The 17,706-nt window shown below is 65.5% G+C and carries 16 protein-coding genes; 2 read left to right on the top strand and 14 right to left on the bottom strand.

The window, feature by feature from the left end:
* Nucleotides 1–11 precede the first annotated feature (11 nt).
* The 5 genes from GGR62_RS00205 to rlmD all read right to left on the bottom strand — a co-directional run bounded on the left by GGR62_RS00205 (nucleotide 12) and on the right by rlmD (nucleotide 5,384).
* On the bottom strand, nucleotides 12–1,577 hold the full coding sequence (locus GGR62_RS00205; RefSeq protein WP_326520222.1) for a cryptochrome/photolyase family protein: 1,566 nt from the start codon (nucleotides 1,575–1,577) through the stop codon (nucleotides 12–14).
* Between the two features lie 4 nt (nucleotides 1,578–1,581).
* The gene (locus GGR62_RS00200; protein ID WP_184405739.1) at nucleotides 1,582–2,592 is read right to left on the bottom strand and encodes an FAD-dependent oxidoreductase; all 1,011 of its coding nucleotides are present in this window, start codon (nucleotides 2,590–2,592) and stop codon (nucleotides 1,582–1,584) included.
* Between the two features lie 39 nt (nucleotides 2,593–2,631).
* Nucleotides 2,632–3,315, bottom strand: coding sequence for a DsbA family oxidoreductase (locus GGR62_RS00195; protein WP_184406307.1), 684 nt, complete (start codon nucleotides 3,313–3,315; stop codon nucleotides 2,632–2,634).
* Nucleotides 3,316–3,464: 149 nt separating this feature from the next.
* Nucleotides 3,465–3,962, bottom strand: a complete 498-nt coding sequence (locus tag GGR62_RS00190) for a CYTH domain-containing protein (protein ID WP_184405737.1) — start codon at nucleotides 3,960–3,962, stop codon at nucleotides 3,465–3,467.
* Between the two features lie 87 nt (nucleotides 3,963–4,049).
* Nucleotides 4,050–5,384, bottom strand: coding sequence for a 23S rRNA (uracil(1939)-C(5))-methyltransferase RlmD (gene rlmD / locus GGR62_RS00185; RefSeq protein ID WP_184405734.1), 1,335 nt, complete (start codon nucleotides 5,382–5,384; stop codon nucleotides 4,050–4,052).
* A 157-nt stretch (nucleotides 5,385–5,541) separates the two neighbouring features.
* Here rlmD and GGR62_RS00180 point away from each other — a divergent pair, with 157 nt between their 5' ends.
* On the top strand, nucleotides 5,542–6,264 hold the full coding sequence (locus GGR62_RS00180; protein ID WP_184405731.1) for a response regulator: 723 nt from the start codon (nucleotides 5,542–5,544) through the stop codon (nucleotides 6,262–6,264).
* A 52-nt stretch (nucleotides 6,265–6,316) separates the two neighbouring features.
* On the opposite strand, the gene recO is transcribed toward GGR62_RS00180, so the two are convergent.
* The 9 genes from recO to rpoE all read right to left on the bottom strand — a co-directional run bounded on the left by recO (nucleotide 6,317) and on the right by rpoE (nucleotide 15,350).
* Nucleotides 6,317–7,039 carry a DNA repair protein RecO gene (recO, locus tag GGR62_RS00175; protein ID WP_184405729.1) on the bottom strand — a complete coding sequence of 241 codons (723 nt, stop codon included), beginning with the start codon at nucleotides 7,037–7,039 and terminating at the stop codon, nucleotides 6,317–6,319.
* A 253-nt stretch (nucleotides 7,040–7,292) separates the two neighbouring features.
* On the bottom strand, nucleotides 7,293–8,192 hold the full coding sequence (gene era, locus GGR62_RS00170; protein WP_184405726.1) for a GTPase Era: 900 nt from the start codon (nucleotides 8,190–8,192) through the stop codon (nucleotides 7,293–7,295).
* Nucleotides 8,189–8,869 (bottom strand): ribonuclease III, encoded by a 681-nt coding sequence (rnc, locus tag GGR62_RS00165; RefSeq protein WP_184406306.1) that lies wholly within the window; start codon nucleotides 8,867–8,869, stop codon nucleotides 8,189–8,191. The genes era and rnc overlap by 4 nt, the downstream gene beginning before the upstream one ends.
* Complete coding sequence (locus tag GGR62_RS00160; protein WP_184405724.1) at nucleotides 8,859–9,266, bottom strand: DUF4845 domain-containing protein; 408 nt, start codon at nucleotides 9,264–9,266, stop codon at nucleotides 8,859–8,861. Before GGR62_RS00160 ends, rnc begins: the two co-directional genes overlap by 11 nt.
* Nucleotides 9,266–10,066 (bottom strand): signal peptidase I, encoded by an 801-nt coding sequence (gene lepB / locus GGR62_RS00155; protein WP_184405721.1) that lies wholly within the window; start codon nucleotides 10,064–10,066, stop codon nucleotides 9,266–9,268. The genes GGR62_RS00160 and lepB overlap by 1 nt, the downstream gene beginning before the upstream one ends.
* 103 nt (nucleotides 10,067–10,169) lie before the next feature.
* Nucleotides 10,170–11,960, bottom strand: a complete 1,791-nt coding sequence (gene lepA, locus GGR62_RS00150) for a translation elongation factor 4 (protein ID WP_184406305.1) — start codon at nucleotides 11,958–11,960, stop codon at nucleotides 10,170–10,172.
* 187 nt (nucleotides 11,961–12,147) lie between these two features.
* Nucleotides 12,148–13,743, bottom strand: a complete 1,596-nt coding sequence (locus tag GGR62_RS00145) for a DegQ family serine endoprotease (protein ID WP_184405719.1) — start codon at nucleotides 13,741–13,743, stop codon at nucleotides 12,148–12,150.
* A 108-nt stretch (nucleotides 13,744–13,851) separates the two neighbouring features.
* The gene (locus GGR62_RS00140) at nucleotides 13,852–14,733 is read right to left on the bottom strand and encodes a sigma-E factor negative regulatory protein (protein WP_184405718.1); all 882 of its coding nucleotides are present in this window, start codon (nucleotides 14,731–14,733) and stop codon (nucleotides 13,852–13,854) included.
* A complete protein-coding gene (rpoE, locus tag GGR62_RS00135) occupies nucleotides 14,730–15,350 on the bottom strand; it encodes an RNA polymerase sigma factor RpoE (protein WP_184406304.1) in 621 nt (206 codons plus the stop codon). The genes GGR62_RS00140 and rpoE overlap by 4 nt, the downstream gene beginning before the upstream one ends.
* Nucleotides 15,351–15,585: 235 nt before the next feature.
* Between rpoE and GGR62_RS00130 the strand changes: the two genes are divergently transcribed.
* Complete coding sequence (locus tag GGR62_RS00130) at nucleotides 15,586–17,667, top strand: 3-hydroxyacyl-CoA dehydrogenase NAD-binding domain-containing protein (RefSeq protein ID WP_184405716.1); 2,082 nt, start codon at nucleotides 15,586–15,588, stop codon at nucleotides 17,665–17,667.
* The last annotated feature ends 39 nt before the right edge of the window (nucleotides 17,668–17,706 follow it).

The raw sequence follows: 17,706 nt of genomic DNA, 5'->3' as shown, positions 1-17,706 counted from the left end.
TACGTCCGCCCTCAGAGCACCTCCAGATTCGCCCGCCAGTGCGCGGCCTGGGCCTGCACCTGTTGCAGCACTTCCGGTGCCATGTCGTCGAGCTGCCGGTACGGCAGCGCCAGGCGCGCGTTGGCACCCAGTAGCGTGCGCTGCCGCGCCAGGAAATCCCAGTACAGCGCGTTGTACGGGCATGCCTGCGCGCCGATCCGCAGCTTGCGCTGGTACCGGCAGCCGCCGCAGTAATCGCTCATGCGGTCGATATAGGCCGCGCCGCTGATGTACGGCTTGCTGCCGAGCAGGCCGCCGTCGGCGAACTGGCTCATGCCGACCGTATTGGGCAGTTCCACCCACTCGAACGCATCGATATAGACGCCCAGGTACCAGCGATGCAGCGCCTGCGGCTCCACCCCCGCCAGCAGCGCGAAATTGCCGATCACCATCAGCCGCTGGATATGGTGCGCATGCGCGTTGGCCAGCGAATTGCCAATGGCATCGGCCAGGCAGCGCATGCCGACCTGACCGTCCCAGAACCAGTGCGGTAGCGGCGCATGCTGGTCGAGTCGATTGGACTGCGCGTAACCGGGCATCTGCGACCAGTACACGCCGCGCACGTATTCGCGCCAGCCCAGAATCTGGCGGATGAAGCCTTCCACCGATGCCAGCGGCGCATGCCCGTCATGCCATGCCGCCTCCGCGCGCGCGATCACCTCGCGCGGATGCAGCAGCTTGACGTTGAGCGCGAACGACAGCAGCGAATGGAACAGCCGCGGGCTGCGCGTGCTCATTGCATCCTCGTAGCGACCGAAGTGCGGCAACGCATGCGTGATGAAGGCATCCAGATGCTGCAAGGCTGCGTCACGGTCCAGCGGCCATGGCAGCGCGTCGGCATTCGGCGCGCCGAAGCTGCGTACGCCGGCCGCCTCGATGCAGTGCCACAGCGCGCGATGGTCGTGCGCTGCGCGCCACTCCTGCGGCGCGGGCGGATCGCCCGGCCACGGCGCGCGGTTGTCGTGATCGAAATTCCAGCGCCCACCTTCCGGCTCGCCCGCGGCATCGAGCAGGATCCGGTGGCGACGGCGCATCTTTCGATAGAACACTTCCATGCGCCATTGGTCGCCGGCACGAAAACACCCGGCCACCTCACCGCGTTCGGCCAAGAAATGCTCGCTATCGACCATGCGCGTGGCGAACGGCTGGCGTGCGCACCAATGCTGCAATGCTTCGTCCAGCCGCCATTCGTCCGGCGCCTGATACTCCAGCTGGCTGGCGCGGTAATGCGCCATCAGCGCGTCCAGATTGGCGGGAATCGATTGCCGATTGCTGGGGTTGTCGATGGCCACATAACGCACCCGGTGACCGGCCTGCCGCAAGCGGGTTGCGAACGCGCGCATCGCCGCGAAGATGGCCAGAATTTTCTGTGCGTGGTGCAGCACGTAGTCGGTTTCTTCGCGCACTTCCATCAGCACGTAGACCACGCCTGCATTGGTCGCATCGAACCAGCTGTGTTGCGGGTTGAGTTGATCGCCCAGGATCAGCCGCAACGTGTGCGCGGCTGCCTGCGGATTGGAGTCGCCTGCGCGTGCCACAGCATCACTCCTGACCGCTGCAGGTGGCATCGCCAGTGCAGATACGCGCCGCCAACGCCACACCGCTTTGCCAGGCCCCTTCGACCTTGCCGCCGGCCAACCAGTCGCCGCAGATGCCAATGCTCAGCCGCGCATCCCAGGCACAGCCGATCTGCAACGGAGGATCGGTGCTGGCCACCGTCCAGCGATACGCATTGCAGGACGACGGCAACGGCAGACCAAGCGCGGCCAGCGCGGGCAACACACTGGCAATCACGGCTTCAGGCGTTGCGTCGAGATGCGCCTGACTCCAATCGGCTGTGGCATGCAGCAGCCAGGTTTCGGCGCCCACCCTCCCCGGTTTGCTGGAGTTGCGTGCCACCCAGCGCAATGGGCCGGCATTGACGAACAAGGCGTCGTAGCCGGGATCGACCGGCCTGTCGAAACGCAGCACCACCGCCCAGGCCGGCTGCATCCGTGCATTGGCGGCAAGCGTCGCAAGCGTGGATGCGAGGTCCGCCAGCAATGCAGCTGCAAGCGGTGCCGGCACCGCCAGCAACACGGTGTCGAAGGCGTGTGTGGTCGCGTCTCCCGACACTTCCAGCTGCCATGTGTCGCCATTGCGCTGCAGCGATCGCACAGAGCTGCCTGACCGGACATTGAGATCGGCCGCAAGCGCACGTGCCGGTGCAGCCATGTCAGGCACACCGACAAAGCGCCTCAGCGCGCTGCGCGAAACACGCATGTCGGTGCCATCCCAGCTGGCGACGCGCGCAGGCCAGGCCGCCGCAAGGCCGTCCGCGATCCACGCATCCACCACTGCGGCAAACCCCGGGTCGCGTGCGGTGAAATACTGCGCGCCGTGATCGCACTGCCAGCCATCGCCGACACAGCTGCGCATGCGTCCGCCGGGCGTATCGGCCTGCTCGAACAACGTCACGGCCGCTCCCGCCGCCTGCAGCCGTTGCGCACAGGCCAGCCCGGCCAACCCGGCGCCGATCACCGCAACCATCTTCGATCGGGTGGGCCGCGTCATCTCGTCAGTTGCGGGCAGTTGCAACACGCCGCCGGCCGTTCACACCGTGCAGCCGTCCGGCCCGCAGGCATCGGGACCACCGATTGGCGTCGATTCGGCCGCCAGCTGTAACAACGCCTGCGCGAAGCTCTCCGGCGGCTGCGCGCCCTGGATCAGGCTGCGTCCATCGATGACGAAGCTGGGCACCGCGCGGATTCCCAGCGCATTGGCCTGCGCCAGTTGCGCCTCGACGGCAACCACGCCTTCATCCGAGTCCAGCAGTGCGCGCACGCGCGCCTCATCAAGACCGCCAGCGGCCCCGGCAGCCACCAGCGTGTCGGTCGCACCGACGTTTTGGCCCTCGGCAAAATGCGCATGGAACAGCGCTTCGATCACCGCCTCGACATCGCCCTCGCGGCTGGCCAGCCAGATCAACCGATGCGCGCGCAGCGTGCTGACCTGCACCTGGCCGCGCCCGAAATCGAACGGCAAGCCTTCCGCGCGTGCGGTGGCCTGGGTCTGCGCCAGCATCTGCTCCACGCGCGCGGCACCGCCGAACTTTTGCGCCAGCGCATCCCGCAACGGCGTCGGCTCCAGGCCGGCATCGGGATCGAGCTGAAACGCGTGGTAGTGGATGTCCAGCGCCGGTGCCTGCGCACCAAGCGCCGCCACCGCCTGTTCGAAACGGCGCTTGCCGATCCAGCACCAGGGACAGACCACGTCGGACCAGATATCGATGCGCATGAGCGGGGATTGGAGATTCGTCATTGGGGATTCGCAAAGCATAAACCCAACACCAAGGCAGGGATTGCGGAGTCGCAACGCAATCAGCCCACGTCCGACGCATCACTTTAGCCTTCACGAATCCCGAATGCCCAATCCCGAATCCCGAACTACAAATCCCCGCTCCAATGCTTGAACGGGTGCGAGGCCAGCGCCAGGTTGTAATAACGCACATCGTCGGTGACTTCCGCGCCGATCCACTCCGGCTTGGCGAAGGCTTCGTCGGCATGTTCCAGTTCGATCTCGGCCACGACCAGTCCGGCGTTGTCGCCAAGGAATTCGTCCACTTCCCATACATGCCCCTGGTACTCGACCAGATGCCGGCGCTTGTCGATCAGACCGCCGACACACAGCGCCAGCAACGCACGCGCATCGACCACCGGAATTGGATACTCGAATTCCTGCCGGGTATGCCCCACCTCACGCGACTTGAGATTGAGAAACGCGCTCTCGCCCTGGATGCGCACCCGCACCGACGCATGTTGCGCACCACTGCGCAGCGCCGCCTGGTCGTTGATATACCCCTGCGCCATCGGGATCACCGCATGCGCGGCATCGCGCCAGCCATCGCCGGTCACCAGGAATTTGCGTTCGATTTCGATGGGCATGGGAATCGGGAATCGGGAATCGGGAATCGGGAATCGCAACAGCATACGGCGAACCGCCCTCCCCATTCCCGATTCCCTATTCACCATTCACCGCCGCTCAAACACCGCAATGCTCTCCACATGCGCGGTATGCGGAAACATATCCATCGCCCCGGCCGCCTTGAGCGTGAAGCCCTGTTCGTTGACCAGGTAGCCGGCATCGCGCGCCAGTGAGCCGGGGTGACAGCTCACGTAGACGATGCGCTCGAACTTTTTCAGCGGCAGCTGCTGCAGCACTTCCAGCGCGCCCGAGCGCGGCGGGTCGAGCAGCAGCTTGTCGAAGCCCTGCCGCATCCACACCGCATTGCGTTGATCCTGGGTCAGATCGGCCGCGTAGAACTGCGCGTTATCCAGACCGTTACGCTGGGCATTCTCGCGCGCACGCGCCACCAGCCCGGCATCGCCTTCCACGCCGACCACTTCGCGCACCCCGCGCGCCAGCGGCAGGGTGAAGTTGCCCAGGCCACAGAACAGATCCAGTACACGGTCGTCGGGCCTGGCGTCGAGCAGCGCCAGCGCATGCGCGATCATCTTCTGGTTGAGCGAGGCGTTGACCTGGATGAAGTCCAGCGGCCGGAACGCCAGCTCCACATCCCATTGCGGCAAGCGGAACGACAGCGGCACGTCCTGCGGCCAGAGTGGATGCACGCTCTCCACGCCACCTGGCTGCAGGAAGATCGCAAACTCCTGCGCCTGGGCGAACGCGGTCAGCGCCTGCAGATCGCGCTCGCTCAGCGGCTGCATGTGGCGGATGGTCAACACCACCGCATCGTCACCGGCAATGAATTCGATCTGCGGGATGTCGCGGTTGCCGTCCAGGCCTTCGACCAGCGCGGCCAGCAACGGAATCTTTTCGCCGATCTGCGGGATCACCGTGTAACAGACCGACAGATCGGCCACGAAGCGCGGATCGAGTTCGCGAAACCCCACCAGGGTCTTGTCCTTCTTCTCCACCCGCCGCACCGAAAAACGGCCCTTGCGCCGATAGCCCCAGTTGTCGCCGACCAGGGCCGGCAACACCGCCTGCGGGGTGACGTGGCCGATGCGCTCGAGGTTGTCCGTCAATATGCGCTGCTTGGCCACGATCTGCTGCGACTCTTCCAGATGCTGCAACACGCAGCCGGCGCAGACGCCGAAGTGCGGGCAGCGCGGGGCCACCCGCTGCGGCGATGCCTCCAGCACCTCCACCGTCCTGGCTTCGTCGAAATGGCGGCTGCGCGCGGTGGGTTCGGCACGCACCACTTCACCGGGCAAGGCGCCGCTGATGAAGGTGACCTTGCCGCCCTCGCCGTCGCGGCGGGCCACACCGCGCCCGTCGTGGCTGAGGTCGGTGATCGCAGTCTGGAACGGAGTACGGTCGAAGCGGTTTCTGGTTCTGGCCACGTGGCGACAAGCTGCGGGCAAAAAGGGTGCGTATTGTCGCAGATGCGATCACCGGAGGATGCCAAGCCTGCGCAACAATTGTCGCGGCCCACAAACACAGGCAAACTCCGCATGCGCGCGGTATCCAGGATCCCGCATCGGCTGACAAGGAGGCAGCATGAACATGGCCACACGCCAGAAACCCTATCCACGACTGTTGTTGGTGGAAGACGACCCGATCAGCCGCGGCTTCCTGCAGGCCGTCCTGGAAGATCTCCCGGCCCATGTGGATTGCGCCGACTCGTTGTCTTCGGCGCTGGATCGCGCGCGCGAACGTCGCCACGATCTGTGGTTGATCGACGTCAATCTTCCAGATGGCACCGGCAGCGGCTTGCTGCGTGCACTGCGCCTGTTGCACCCGGACGTGCCCGCACTAGCCCACACCGCCGACAGCAACATGGCGATGCAGAGCAGCCTGCTGTCGGATGGTTTTCTGGAAATGCTGGTCAAACCGCTGACCTCCGACCGCCTGCTGCAGGCGGTCCGTCGCGGTCTGGCGCGCGGCCGCTACAGCGTGGCACCGGTGGGTGTGCTCGATATCGCCGGCAGCGACTGGGACGAGGCTGCCGCGCTTAGCGCGCTCAACGGCCAGCAACATCATCTCAACGCGTTACGCGAACTGTTTCTGGCGGAATTGCCGGGCACGCGCGATGCGGTGGATTCTGCGTTGCAGATCAGCGACGACCAGGCACTGCGCAACCATCTGCATCGGCTGCAGGCCAGTTGCGGATTTGTCGGCGCCGCGCGGCTGGCCGGTGCGGTGCGTCTGCTGCGCGGCGATCCGCAGTCGAGAACGGCGCAGACCCAATTTCATGCAGCGGTGGCCGCGCTGTTGCATTGACGGATGCGCACGTCGCTGCGCCCAAGCGCGGCGTAGCATCGGAACGCGTGCTTCAGCGACGTCGCGCCAGATCCTCGAGCATTTCCCAGGATTTCAGCCCGCGCCCGTTCAAATGATGCAACAGCACGCTGCGCATGCTGCGACGCAGGCCGGGCATGTCCTCGGTTGCCGGCATCGTATCTTCGCTCAGGGCCAACAGCGCCGCGCCGGTCACGGTTTCGCGCCGGTCCTGCGCCACCCGCTCGCTCAACACCCGCATGGCGCCTTCCTGCGGATCGAGCCGATACCGCGCTGCCGGATCGATCGGCTGACCATCGCCGTCGTGTTGCAGATCGAAGGCAACGCCGAGGCCGTCCAGCACATCGCGCTCGAACTGGCGCAGCCCCCACGCCAGCGGCAAGCCGGAGGCCAGATGCGCGCGCGCCTGCGCATAGCATGCATAGAGCTCGGGGACCGGATCGTTACGCGGGGCCAGGCGCAGCAGCAGTTCGCTGATGTAGAAGCCGGCCAACATGGATTCGCCAGCCAGGCGCGGCGCGGTATCCAACGCCTCGGCCTGGCGCAACTGAGCCAATTCGCCACGCTGCACCGCAGTGAACTGGATCAGTTGCAACGGCTGCAATGCAGCGCGCAAGGCCTGCTTGCGTGGCCCGTGCACACCGCGCGCCAGCAGCCCGACGCGTCCATGCTCTTCGGTCAGCACTTCCACCAGCAGGCTAGTTTCACGCCAGGCACGCACATGCAACACGAAACCGCGCGCGTGTTCGATCAGCATGATCTGGCGTGCGACAAGACACGCAGTGGCAGGACAGCGGACGCGATGCCGGCAACGGCCGCTGCGCGTGGCTGTCGACGCAGCGCACGATTGCAGTCGCTAACAACGCCGACCGCACTGCCGAGACGGGAGACGGTCCATCGAGACATCGCTTGCATCGCAGCTCCACGCCATTGCTGGCTTACGCGATCGCATCCGCAGGCTGCCGGCACGTCATCAGCCCTATGCTGAGCCCAGCAACGGCCAGGGCGCCTTACTCGTACCCGAACGCCTTCAGCGCGGCCTCGTCGTCGGACCAGCCTTCGCGCACGCGCACCCAGGTTTCCAGGAACACCTTGGCGCCGAACAGCCGCTCCATCTGCAGGCGCGCCTTGCCGCCGATGTCCTTCAAACGCGTGCCGCCCTTGCCGATCACGATCGCCTTCTGGCCTTCGCGCTCGACCCAGATCACCGCGCCGATGCGCAGCAGCGCGCCATCTTCGGCAAAGCGCTCGATCTCCACGGTGGTGGCATACGGCAGTTCCTCGCCCAGCTGGCGCATGAGCTGCTCACGCACCAACTCGCCGGCCAGAAAGCGCTGACTGCGATCGGTGATCTCGTCCTCGCCGAACATCGCCTCGGCCTCGGGCACCAGCTTGAGCAGGTCGCCGACCAGCGCCTCCAGGCCCTTGCGCTTGAGCGCGGACACCGGATGCACCGCCGCGAACGCGCGCCCCTCGCTGACCTGGGCCAGGAACGGAAACAGCGCGGTCTTGTCCTTGAGCCGGTCGACCTTGTTGACCACCAGCACTACCGGCACCTTGGCGTCGCTCAGGACCTTGAAGGCCAGGGTGTCTTCCTCGTCCCAACGGCCGGCCTCGATCACCAGCACCGCCGCATCCACGCCTTCCAGCGAGCCGCGTGCGGCGCGATTCATCACCCGGTTCATCGCGCGCTTCTGCTCGCGGTGCAGTCCGGGCGTATCGACCAGCGCCAGTTGGCCTTCCGGGAAGGTGGCAATGCCCAACAAACGATGGCGCGTGGTCTGCGGCCGGTTGGACACGATGCTGACCTTTGCGCCGACCAGGGCATTGGTCAAGGTGGACTTGCCCACGTTGGGCCGTCCGATCACGGCAATGCTGCCGCTGCGATGGGGGGAAGAGGTTTCGCTCACGTAGTTGAATCCAGTTGTGCGATGACAAGAGTCGCTGCCTGTTGTTCGGCGAGGCGACGCGAGGTGCCCTGACCTTCGGCGCGGGCGACAGGCTGCTCCAGAATGCAGGCGACATGGAACTGCTTGGCATGTTCGTCGCCGCTCTCACTGATCAGCGCGTAATTGGGCAGCGGCAGTTGCCGCGCCTGCAGCCATTCCTGCAGCCGGGTCTTGGGGTCTTTTTCTGCCTTGCCCACCGGCAGCGCGGCCAGCGAGGGCTCGAACCACGGCAGCACCACCGCGCGGCAGCGCTCGAAACCGCAGTCCAGATAGATCGCCGCGACGATCGCCTCGACGGCATCGGCCAGGATCGAATCGCGGCGGTGGCCACCGGATTTCAATTCGCCCGGACCGAGCGTCAGCCGCTCGCCCAGATTCAGCGTGCGGCCGATGACGGCCAGCGCGCCTTCGCGCACCAACTCGGCGCGCGCGCGGGTCAGTGCGCCTTCGTCGGCCTTGGGCCAGCGCTGATACAGCGCCTCGGCGATCAGCAGATTGACGATGCCGTCGCCAAGGAATTCCAGTCGTTCGTTATGCGGTGTCCCGGCGCTGCGATGTCGCAGCGCCTGGGCGAGCAGACCCGGATCGGCGAACGCATGCCCGATCGGATCGCCACGCTGGAAGGTTCTATTGCCCACCACGCCCCGTCATGTCCTGAGAGGTCTCGAACTTACCGACAATATCCAGATTGCCGATCAACTCGCGGCGCACTTCGTAATTGACCTTCATGCGCCAACCACCGTCAACGCGCTCGAACTTGACGTCTTCTTTTTTGACGTTTTCCGAGTAGTTGATGTACAGCCGACGAAAGAACAGATCCTGCAACTTGGACGGATCCATGTTGGCGCTATCGGGTTCCTTGGCCAGGCCTTTCATGGCCGTGCGCACTGAATAGTATTCCTGATACATCGGAAACAGCTTCATCCCGATGTACAGGCCGAACCCCACCACCGCCAGCACCACCACGAACGACGTCAACGTCATGCCGCTTTGCTTGCGCTTCATTGTGCTTCCCCCGGCACGCCGTGCGTGCATTACTGGATTCCGGTCCCGATCCGCGACGGATCGAAACTCCCCTTGCAGAACCACCCTTCGCAATTGAGCCAGATCAGGAACGCCTTGCCGCGCAGGTTGGCCTCCGGCAGGAAGTGCGTCTGGGTCCAGAAACGGCTGTCTTCGCTATTGTCGCGATTATCCCCCATCACGAAATAGCTGTCCGCCGGCACGGTCCAGTCGCCCTGTCCGGCCGGCATGTTGCGGTCGATCCATTCCAGCACGGTGTGGGTACGGCCCGGCAGATCCTCGACCAGCAAGGTGGTGCCGGTCATCTCCGACCCCTTGCCCTTGCCGATGTACTCGCCCTTGACCGTATACCGCATCGGCTTGTCGTTGATGTACAGCGTATCGCCGTGGAAACCGATCTTGTCGCCCGGCAGGCCCACCACGCGCTTGATCCAGTTCTGATCCGGCGCATGCGGCGGCTTGAACACCACCACGTCGCCACGCTTGGGCTCGCTGGTCGCAATGAACTTGGTATTGGTGATCGGCAGACGGAAGCCGTACGCGAACTTGTTGACCAGGATGAAATCGCCGATCAACAGATTGGGCATCATCGAACTGGACGGAATCTTGTACGGCTCGGCCACGAAACTGCGCAGGATCAACACCACCGCCAGCACCGGAAAGAACGCACGCGAGTAATCGATGATCGCCGGCTCGCTGTCCAGCAGCCCGGCGCGTGCCGCGCGGCGCTTGGCCAGAAACAGCTTGTCCAGCAGCCAGATGAAGCCGGTGCCCAGGGTCAAGACAACCAGGACGATTTCAAACCATTTCATTGATGTTCCTTCGGAAAGGGAATCGGGAATCGAGAATGGGGAATCGGAACAGCAGGAGCGCTTGCGCCCTTACAATTCCCGATTCCCGATTTACCATTCCCAGCTACTTATCCATCTGCAAGACCGCCAGGAAGGCTTCCTGCGGAATCTCCACGCGGCCGACCTGCTTCATGCGCTTCTTGCCCTCTTTCTGCTTTTCCAGCAGCTTTTTCTTGCGCGAAACGTCGCCACCATAGCATTTGGCCAACACGTTCTTGCGCATCGCCTTGACCGTGGAGCGCGAGATGATCTGCGAGCCCACGGCGGCCTGGATCGCCACGTCGAACATCTGCCGCGGGATCAGTTCCTTCATCTTCTCGCACAGTTCGCGGCCACGCCGGTCGGCATAGCTGCGGTGCACGATGATGCTCAGTGCATCGACCTTGTCGCCGTTGATCAGCGTGTCCACACGCACGAACGGGCCGGCATCGAAACGCAGGAAGTGATAGTCCAGCGAAGCGTAGCCGCGCGAGACCGACTTGAGCTTGTCGAAGAAATCCAGCACCACCTCGGCCATCGGCAACTCGTAGCTGATCTGCACCTGGCTACCCAGGTAGTTGATGCCGATCTGGCTGCCGCGCTTTTCTTCGCACAAGGTGATGATGTTGCCGACGTAATCCGGCGGGGTGAGGATATTGGCGCGGATGATCGGCTCGCGGATCTCTTCCACGTTGTTGAGCGGCGGCAGCTTGGACGGGTTGTCCATCGGGATGATGCTGCCGTCGGTCTTGAGCACCTCGTAGACCACGGTCGGTGCGGTCGAGATCAGGTTGAGGTTGTACTCGCGCTCCAGACGCTCCTGCACGATTTCCATGTGCAACATGCCCAGGAAGCCGCAGCGGAAGCCGAAGCCCATCGCCTCGGAACTTTCCGGCTCGAAACGCAGCGCCGCATCGTTCAGGCGCAGCTTGTCCAGCGCTTCGCGCAGGTCCGGGTAATCCTCGGCATCGACCGGGAACAGGCCGGCGAACACGCGCGGCTGCATTTCCTGGAAACCGGGCAGCGCATGCGGCGCCGGGTCGGCGGCCAGGGTCAGCGTGTCGCCGACCGGCGCGCCGTGCACGTCCTTGATCGAGGCGTTGATCCAGCCCACTTCACCCGCGCCCAGCGCAGCAAGTTCCTTGCGCTTGGGCGTGAACACGCCAACCTTGTCGACCAGATGGGTGCGACCGGTGGACATCACCAGGATCTTGCTGCCCGGCTTGATCTCGCCCTGCATCACGCGCACCAGCGACACCACGCCCAGGTAGTTGTCGAACCAGGAATCGATGATCAGCGCCTGCAGCTTGTCGGTGTCGCGCGGCTTCGGCGGCGGAATCCGTTGCACGATCGCTTCCAGCACCAGATCGACGTTGAAGCCGGTCTTGGCGCTGACCGCCACCGCGTCTTCGGCATCGATGCCGATCACCGCCTCGATCTCGGCCTTGGCGCGCTCGATGTCGGCGGTAGGCAGGTCGATCTTGTTGAGCACCGGTACCACTTCCAGGCCTTGCTCGACGGCGGTGTAGCAGTTGGCGACCGATTGCGCTTCCACGCCCTGGGCGGCATCCACCACCAGCAGCGCGCCTTCGCACGCGGCCAGCGAGCGGCTGACTTCGTAGGAGAAGTCCACATGCCCGGGGGTGTCGATGAAGTTCAGCTGGTAGACCTGCCCGTCCTTGGCCGTATACGGCAGGGACACCGACTGCGCCTTGATGGTGATGCCGCGTTCGCGCTCGATCGGATTGGAGTCGAGCACCTGGGCCTCCATCTCGCGCGCCTGAAGGCCGCCGCACAGCTGGATGATCCGGTCGGCCAGGGTGGATTTCCCGTGATCGACGTGGGCAATGATGGAGAAGTTGCGGATGTTCCGCATTGAATCAGAGGACATTGAGGTGGGCGCCGGCGGTGCCGTCGTCAGGGTAACGCAGCATTATCGCACGGTCGGCCCCTTTGGGGCCGGGGATTGGGGAATCGGGATTGGGGAATCGCAAAAGCCAGCGATCTATCACCTCGCGGGGCCGCTCTCGCCATTCCCGATTCCCGATTCCCGATTCCCTCAATTAGCCGCCGGCCTTCAGCGCCACATAACTGGTCGCCTTGCCGTCGGTGACCAGCAGCATGACCACGTCGCCCTGCTTGTAGCTGGACAAGGCGCGGTTGAGTTCGGCGACGCTGCCGACCTTGGTGCGACCGACGCGGGCGATGATCAGGCCGGGCGACAATGGCGGTTGGGTGCTGCGTGCCGCTGCACCGGTGACCGCGGCGATGCGCACGCCCTCGCCTGCTTCCAGGCCCAGGCGACTGCGCTCGGCAGCGGTGAGATCGGCCACCTGCAGACCGAGCAGTGCCACGCTGGCCGGCGCGCCGGGCTTGCTGTCGTCGGCAGCGGTGCGCGGCGCGGCGTTGCCGGCCGGGTTGTCCAGCGGTGCCAGGGTGACTGCCACCTTGCGTGGCTTGCCCTCGCGCAGGACGTCCAGATTGACCTTGGTACCCGGCGCCATCAGCCCGATCATCGGCGGCAGATCGCTGGCGACATCGATCGGCTTGCCGTTGACCGCGCGGATCACATCGCCCACCTCGATCCCGGCCTTGCCCGCCGGGCTACCGGCAGGGATGTCGTTGACCAGCGCGCCGCGCGTATCCGGCAGCCCCAGGCCCTGCGCCTTGAGCGCATCGATCGGGCCGACCTGCACGCCCAGCATGCCGCGACTCACATGGCCGGTTGCCTTGATCTGCTCGGCCGCGCTGAAGGCCAGGTCGATCGGGATCGCAAAGCTGATCCCCATGTAGCCGCCCGAGGCGGAAAAGATCTGCGAATTGATGCCGACCACCTCGCCGCGCGTGTTGAGCAAGGGGCCGCCGGAGTTGCCCTGGTTGATCGCCACGTCGGTCTGGATGAACGGCACGTAGCGCTGGTCCGCATACGGATTGCTGCGCCCGGTGGCGCTGACGATGCCGGCGGTGACCGAGTGATCCAGCCCGAACGGCGAACCGATCGCCACCACCCACTGGCCCGGCTTGAGCGTGTTGGAATCGCCGATCCGCACCGTCGGCAGGCCCTTGGCGTCGATCTTCAGCAGCGCCACGTCGAACTGCTCGTCGCTGCCGACCACCTTGGCCTTGAATTCGCGGCGGTCGGTCAACTTCACGGTGACCTCGCTGGCGCCATCGACCACGTGGTGATTGGTCAGCACATAGCCGTCGGCGGAAATGATGAAGCCCGAGCCCATCGACTTGCCGGCGATGCCGCCATCGTCATCGCCACCTCCCTGTCCCGGCCCCTGCCGCGGGCCGCCCGGCATCTGGAAATCCGGGCCGAAGAAGCGCTTGAAGAACTCCGGCATCTGCTCGTCGTCCGGCATGCCGCCCTGACCGGGCATGCCCCCCTGGCCGCCGCGCCCGCCACGCGCCGAACGCGCCATCGCATCCTTGCGGGTGATGGTGGTTTCGATATTGACCACGCCCGGGCCGACCTGTTCGACCAGATTGGTGAAATCCGGCAGGCCCGCCACCAGTTGTGGTGCCGGCGTGGCGCTGCGATTGGCGGCGATCGGCGCGGCGTCCTTGGCGGCGGGCGCGGGCTGCTGCGCGCAGGCGGCCAACGGCAGGGTCATGGCGATCAGGCCGAACATCTGGGTGCGGATGCGTTGGTTCATCAGGTTGCCTCCGATGGCAGGGCGACAGGAGCCAAGCCCCTGCCACTGCAGGGGTCCGGCACGATAACGGGAGGAAGGACGCCGAACGGATGAAGACCGGCGTCGGGATCAGTCTTGCGGCGGCTGCACTGGCAGCGATGCATTGGGCGCCGGGCGGGCGACCGCCTGGGGTGCGGGCTCGAACGGGTAGAACGCCGGGCCTTGGCCACCCTGCCGGAAACTGGCGTTGAGCGGACTGTCGGCAGCTCCGGACAAGGCAGCGCGCGGCCAGGGCCGTGCCTGCAGCGTGGCGTCCGGGTGCGTGAACGGATTAGATGGCGTCGCCGGCCTGGAGGCCTCCGCCGCTGGAGCAGCCGACGCCACCATGCGGGTCGGGGCCTGCTGCTGACGCGACGCCGCACTGCGCGCCATCTGCTGATTGCGCGTCGCCGCGCCACGGCGGGTGGATGCCAGCGCTGCAGCCGGCACTGCCGCAGCGAGCGCGACAGCCTCATCGGGCGACGCCGGGCCGGGCGCAACTGGACCCTTCGGCGCCGCCGGTGCTGCTGTCTGCGCCGCCGAAGGCAGTTGCGCTGCGGTTGCGTACACCGGCGTTTCGGAGACAGGCGACGCGGCGTCGGGCAAGCGCTCGCGCGCCATGAACAGGGCGATTGCGGCGACCGACGCGGCAATCGCCGCGCCGCCGCCCCAACGCCAGCGTGCGGCCGAGCGCGGTGCCGGCTGTGCCTGCGGCGCTGGCTCATCGGCGATGGCGCTGCGCACGCGCGCGGCGAAATCCAGAGGTGCCGGCGCACTGGCTGCGCCGCGCAACACATCGCCGCACAACTGCCAGCGCTCGTGGCACCCGGCCAATTCTTCGTCGTGGGCCAGACGACGCAGCAAAAAACGCGATTCGTCGGCGTTCAATTCGCCATCCACCAGCGCAGACAACTGCTGCCGGTAATGACGTTCGAACTTGTCGGTGGTGGACATGACAGGGTTATCGCTCATACACGGTGTCGCTCACGGGTAGCGCTTTCGGTCTCCAGCAGAGGCCGCAGCTCGATGTCGATGGCCTCGCGCGCCCGGAAGATGCGCGAGCGCACCGTTCCGATCGGGCAATCCATCTTTCGCGCGATGTCCTCATAGCTCAGCCCTTCCACCTCGCGCAGGGTGATGGCCGACCGAAGTTCTTCCGGTAGCGCTTGGACCGCACGCATCACCGTTTGTTCCAGCTCCTGTCGCATCAGTTCACGCTCCGGTGTATCGGTGTCGCGCAACCGGGTCGCACCCTCGAACTGCTCGGCATCGCTGATCTCGATGTCGTCGGTGGGCGGCCTGCGGTTGTGCGCAACCAGATGGTTCTTGGCAGTGTTCACGGCAATGCGGTGCAGCCACGTATAGAACTGGGAGTCGCCGCGGAAACTGTTGATCGCACGATACGCACGTACAAAAGTGTCCTGGGCCACGTCCTGGCATTCGCTCCAGTCGGCGATGTAGCGCCCGATCAACGCAACGATCCGATGCTGGTATTTGCGCACCAGCACATCGAACGCTGCGCTTTCGCCGCGCTGCACGCGCCGGACCAGTTCCAGGTCCAGCTCCTGAGGTGTATCGACTTCGGCCATGTCGGGCCGCACTCCTGTCAGCCCACCGAAGTCGGGCAATAAGACCACCAATGAAAAGAAAAGTTCATACCGATCCGCACGGCCGTCACACATCAAGCTAGCGGTACCGCGAGGCCGCTGGCGACGCCTTGCACGACGCACACGCCGCCTTGCCGACAGGTATGGGTATTTGACGTGAAGGAAACAACCTCTGGATGATAACGATCTTTCCTTATATCTCCGGACGGCCAGACGCATGCTTCCAGGTTTCGACGGGCTCCGATTCAGCCATTGGCAGGCCGACCTGCGCGAGGACGGCGTGGTCGTGCTCAGCCTTGATCGCCAGGGCGCACCGGTCAACGCGTTTTCGCAGGAGGTGCTGCTCGAACTGGGCGCACTGGTCGAGCGCCTGGCGCTGGACCCGCCCAAGGGCGTGGTGCTGCGCTCGGCCAAGGCCAACGGCTTCATTGCCGGCGCCGACCTGAAGGAATTCCAGGACTTCGACCGCAAGGGCACGGTCAACGATGCGATCCATCGTGGCCAGAGCGTCTTTCAGAAGCTGGCCGAGCTGCCCTGCCCCACGGTCGCGGCGATCCACGGCTTCTGCATGGGCGGCGGCACCGAGATCGCGCTGGCCTGCCGGTACCGCGTGGCCTCCGACGATGGCAGCACGCGCATCGGCCTGCCGGAAACCAAGCTGGGCATCTTTCCCGGCTGGGGCGGCAGCGCCCGCTTGCCGCGCCTGATCGGCGCGCCGGCAGCGATGGATCTGATGCTGACCGGCCGCACGGTGTCGGCCAAGGCCGCACGCGCGATGGGCCTGATCGACAAGATCGCAGCGCCTGCGGTGCTGGTCGATGTCGCTGCGGCATTGGCATTGACGGGCACCAAGCGCCCGTTCAAGCAACGCGCCACCGCATGGGCCACCAACACCGTGCTCGCGCGCAAGCTGCTGGCGCCGCAGATGCGCAAGCAGGTGGCACGCAAGGCGCGCAAGGAGCATTACCCGGCGCCCTACGCCTTGATCGACGTATGGGAACGCGCCGGCGGCAGCGGCATCCAGGCGCGCCTGGCGGCCGAGCGCAAGGCGGTGGTCAAACTTGCCAGTACGCCGACCGCGCGCAACCTGATCCGCATCTTCTTCCTCACCGAGCGGTTGAAAGCGCTGGGCGGCAAGGACGCTGGCGCTGCGGCGCTGGCTCCGATCCGCCATGTGCACGTGATCGGCGCCGGCGTGATGGGTGGCGATATCGCCGCCTGGTCGGCCTACAAGGGCTTCGAGGTCACGCTGCAGGACCGCGAGCAGCGCTTCATCGATACCGCACTGGCGCGTGGTGGCGAGCTGTTCGACAAGCGCGTCAAGGACGAGGCCAAGCGGCCGGCGGTGGCCGCGCGCCTGCGGGGCGATCTGGCCGGTGCGGGCGTGGCGCAGGCGGATCTGGTGATCGAAGCGATCGTCGAGAACCCGCAGGCCAAGCGCGACCTGTATCAGTCGATCGAGCCGCAGCTCAAGCCCGACGCGTTGCTGACCACCAATACCTCGTCGATTCCGTTGACCGAGCTGCGTGGTCACATCCAGCGCCCCGCGCAGTTCGCCGGCCTGCACTATTTCAACCCGGTGGCGATGATGCCGCTGGTGGAAATCGTGCAGCACGACGGGCTGGATGCGGCCAACGTCGCGCGCCTGGCGGCGTTCTGCAAGGCGCTGGACAAGTTCCCGGTGCCGGTGGCCGGCACGCCCGGGTTCCTGGTCAATCGCGTGCTGTTCCCGTATCTGCTCGAAGCGGCCACCGCCTATGCCGAAGGCGTACCGGGCCCGGTGCTGGACAAGACTGCAGTCAAATTCGGTATGCCGATGGGGCCGATCGAACTGATCGACACCGTGGGACTGGATGTCGCTGCAGGCGTCGGCGCGGAGCTCGCCCCCTTCCTACATCTGCCGATTCCTGCCGCGCTGGCCACCGTGGAGCCGGGCAAGCGCGGCAAGAAGGACGGCCAGGGCCTGTACAAGTGGGAAAACGGGCGCGCGGTCAAACCCGAGGTCGCCAGCGGCTATGCGCTGCCGGCGGACCTGGAAGACCGCCTGATCCTGCCGCTGCTCAACGAAGCGGTGGCCTGCCTGCACGATGGCGTGGTGGCCGATGCGGATCTGCTCGATGCGGGCGTGATCTTCGGCACCGGCTTTGCCCCGTTCCGCGGCGGCCCGATCCAGCACATCCGCAGTGTCGGCGCCGACGCACTGCTGGAGCGCCTGCAGACCCTGCACGCACGATACGGCGAACGTTTTGCCCCGCGTCCGGGTTGGGATTCGCCGTTGTTGCGGGAGCCGGTGGTGTAGTCAGACGACTCTCCGACTATCAAAAAGGCCGCTACTGCG

The sequence above is a fragment of the Xanthomonas sp. 3075 genome, from assembly GCF_014197275.1.
Lineage (GTDB): Bacteria > Pseudomonadota > Gammaproteobacteria > Xanthomonadales > Xanthomonadaceae > Xanthomonas > Xanthomonas campestris_B.
This window is presented reverse-complemented; position numbering and strand designations above follow the sequence as displayed.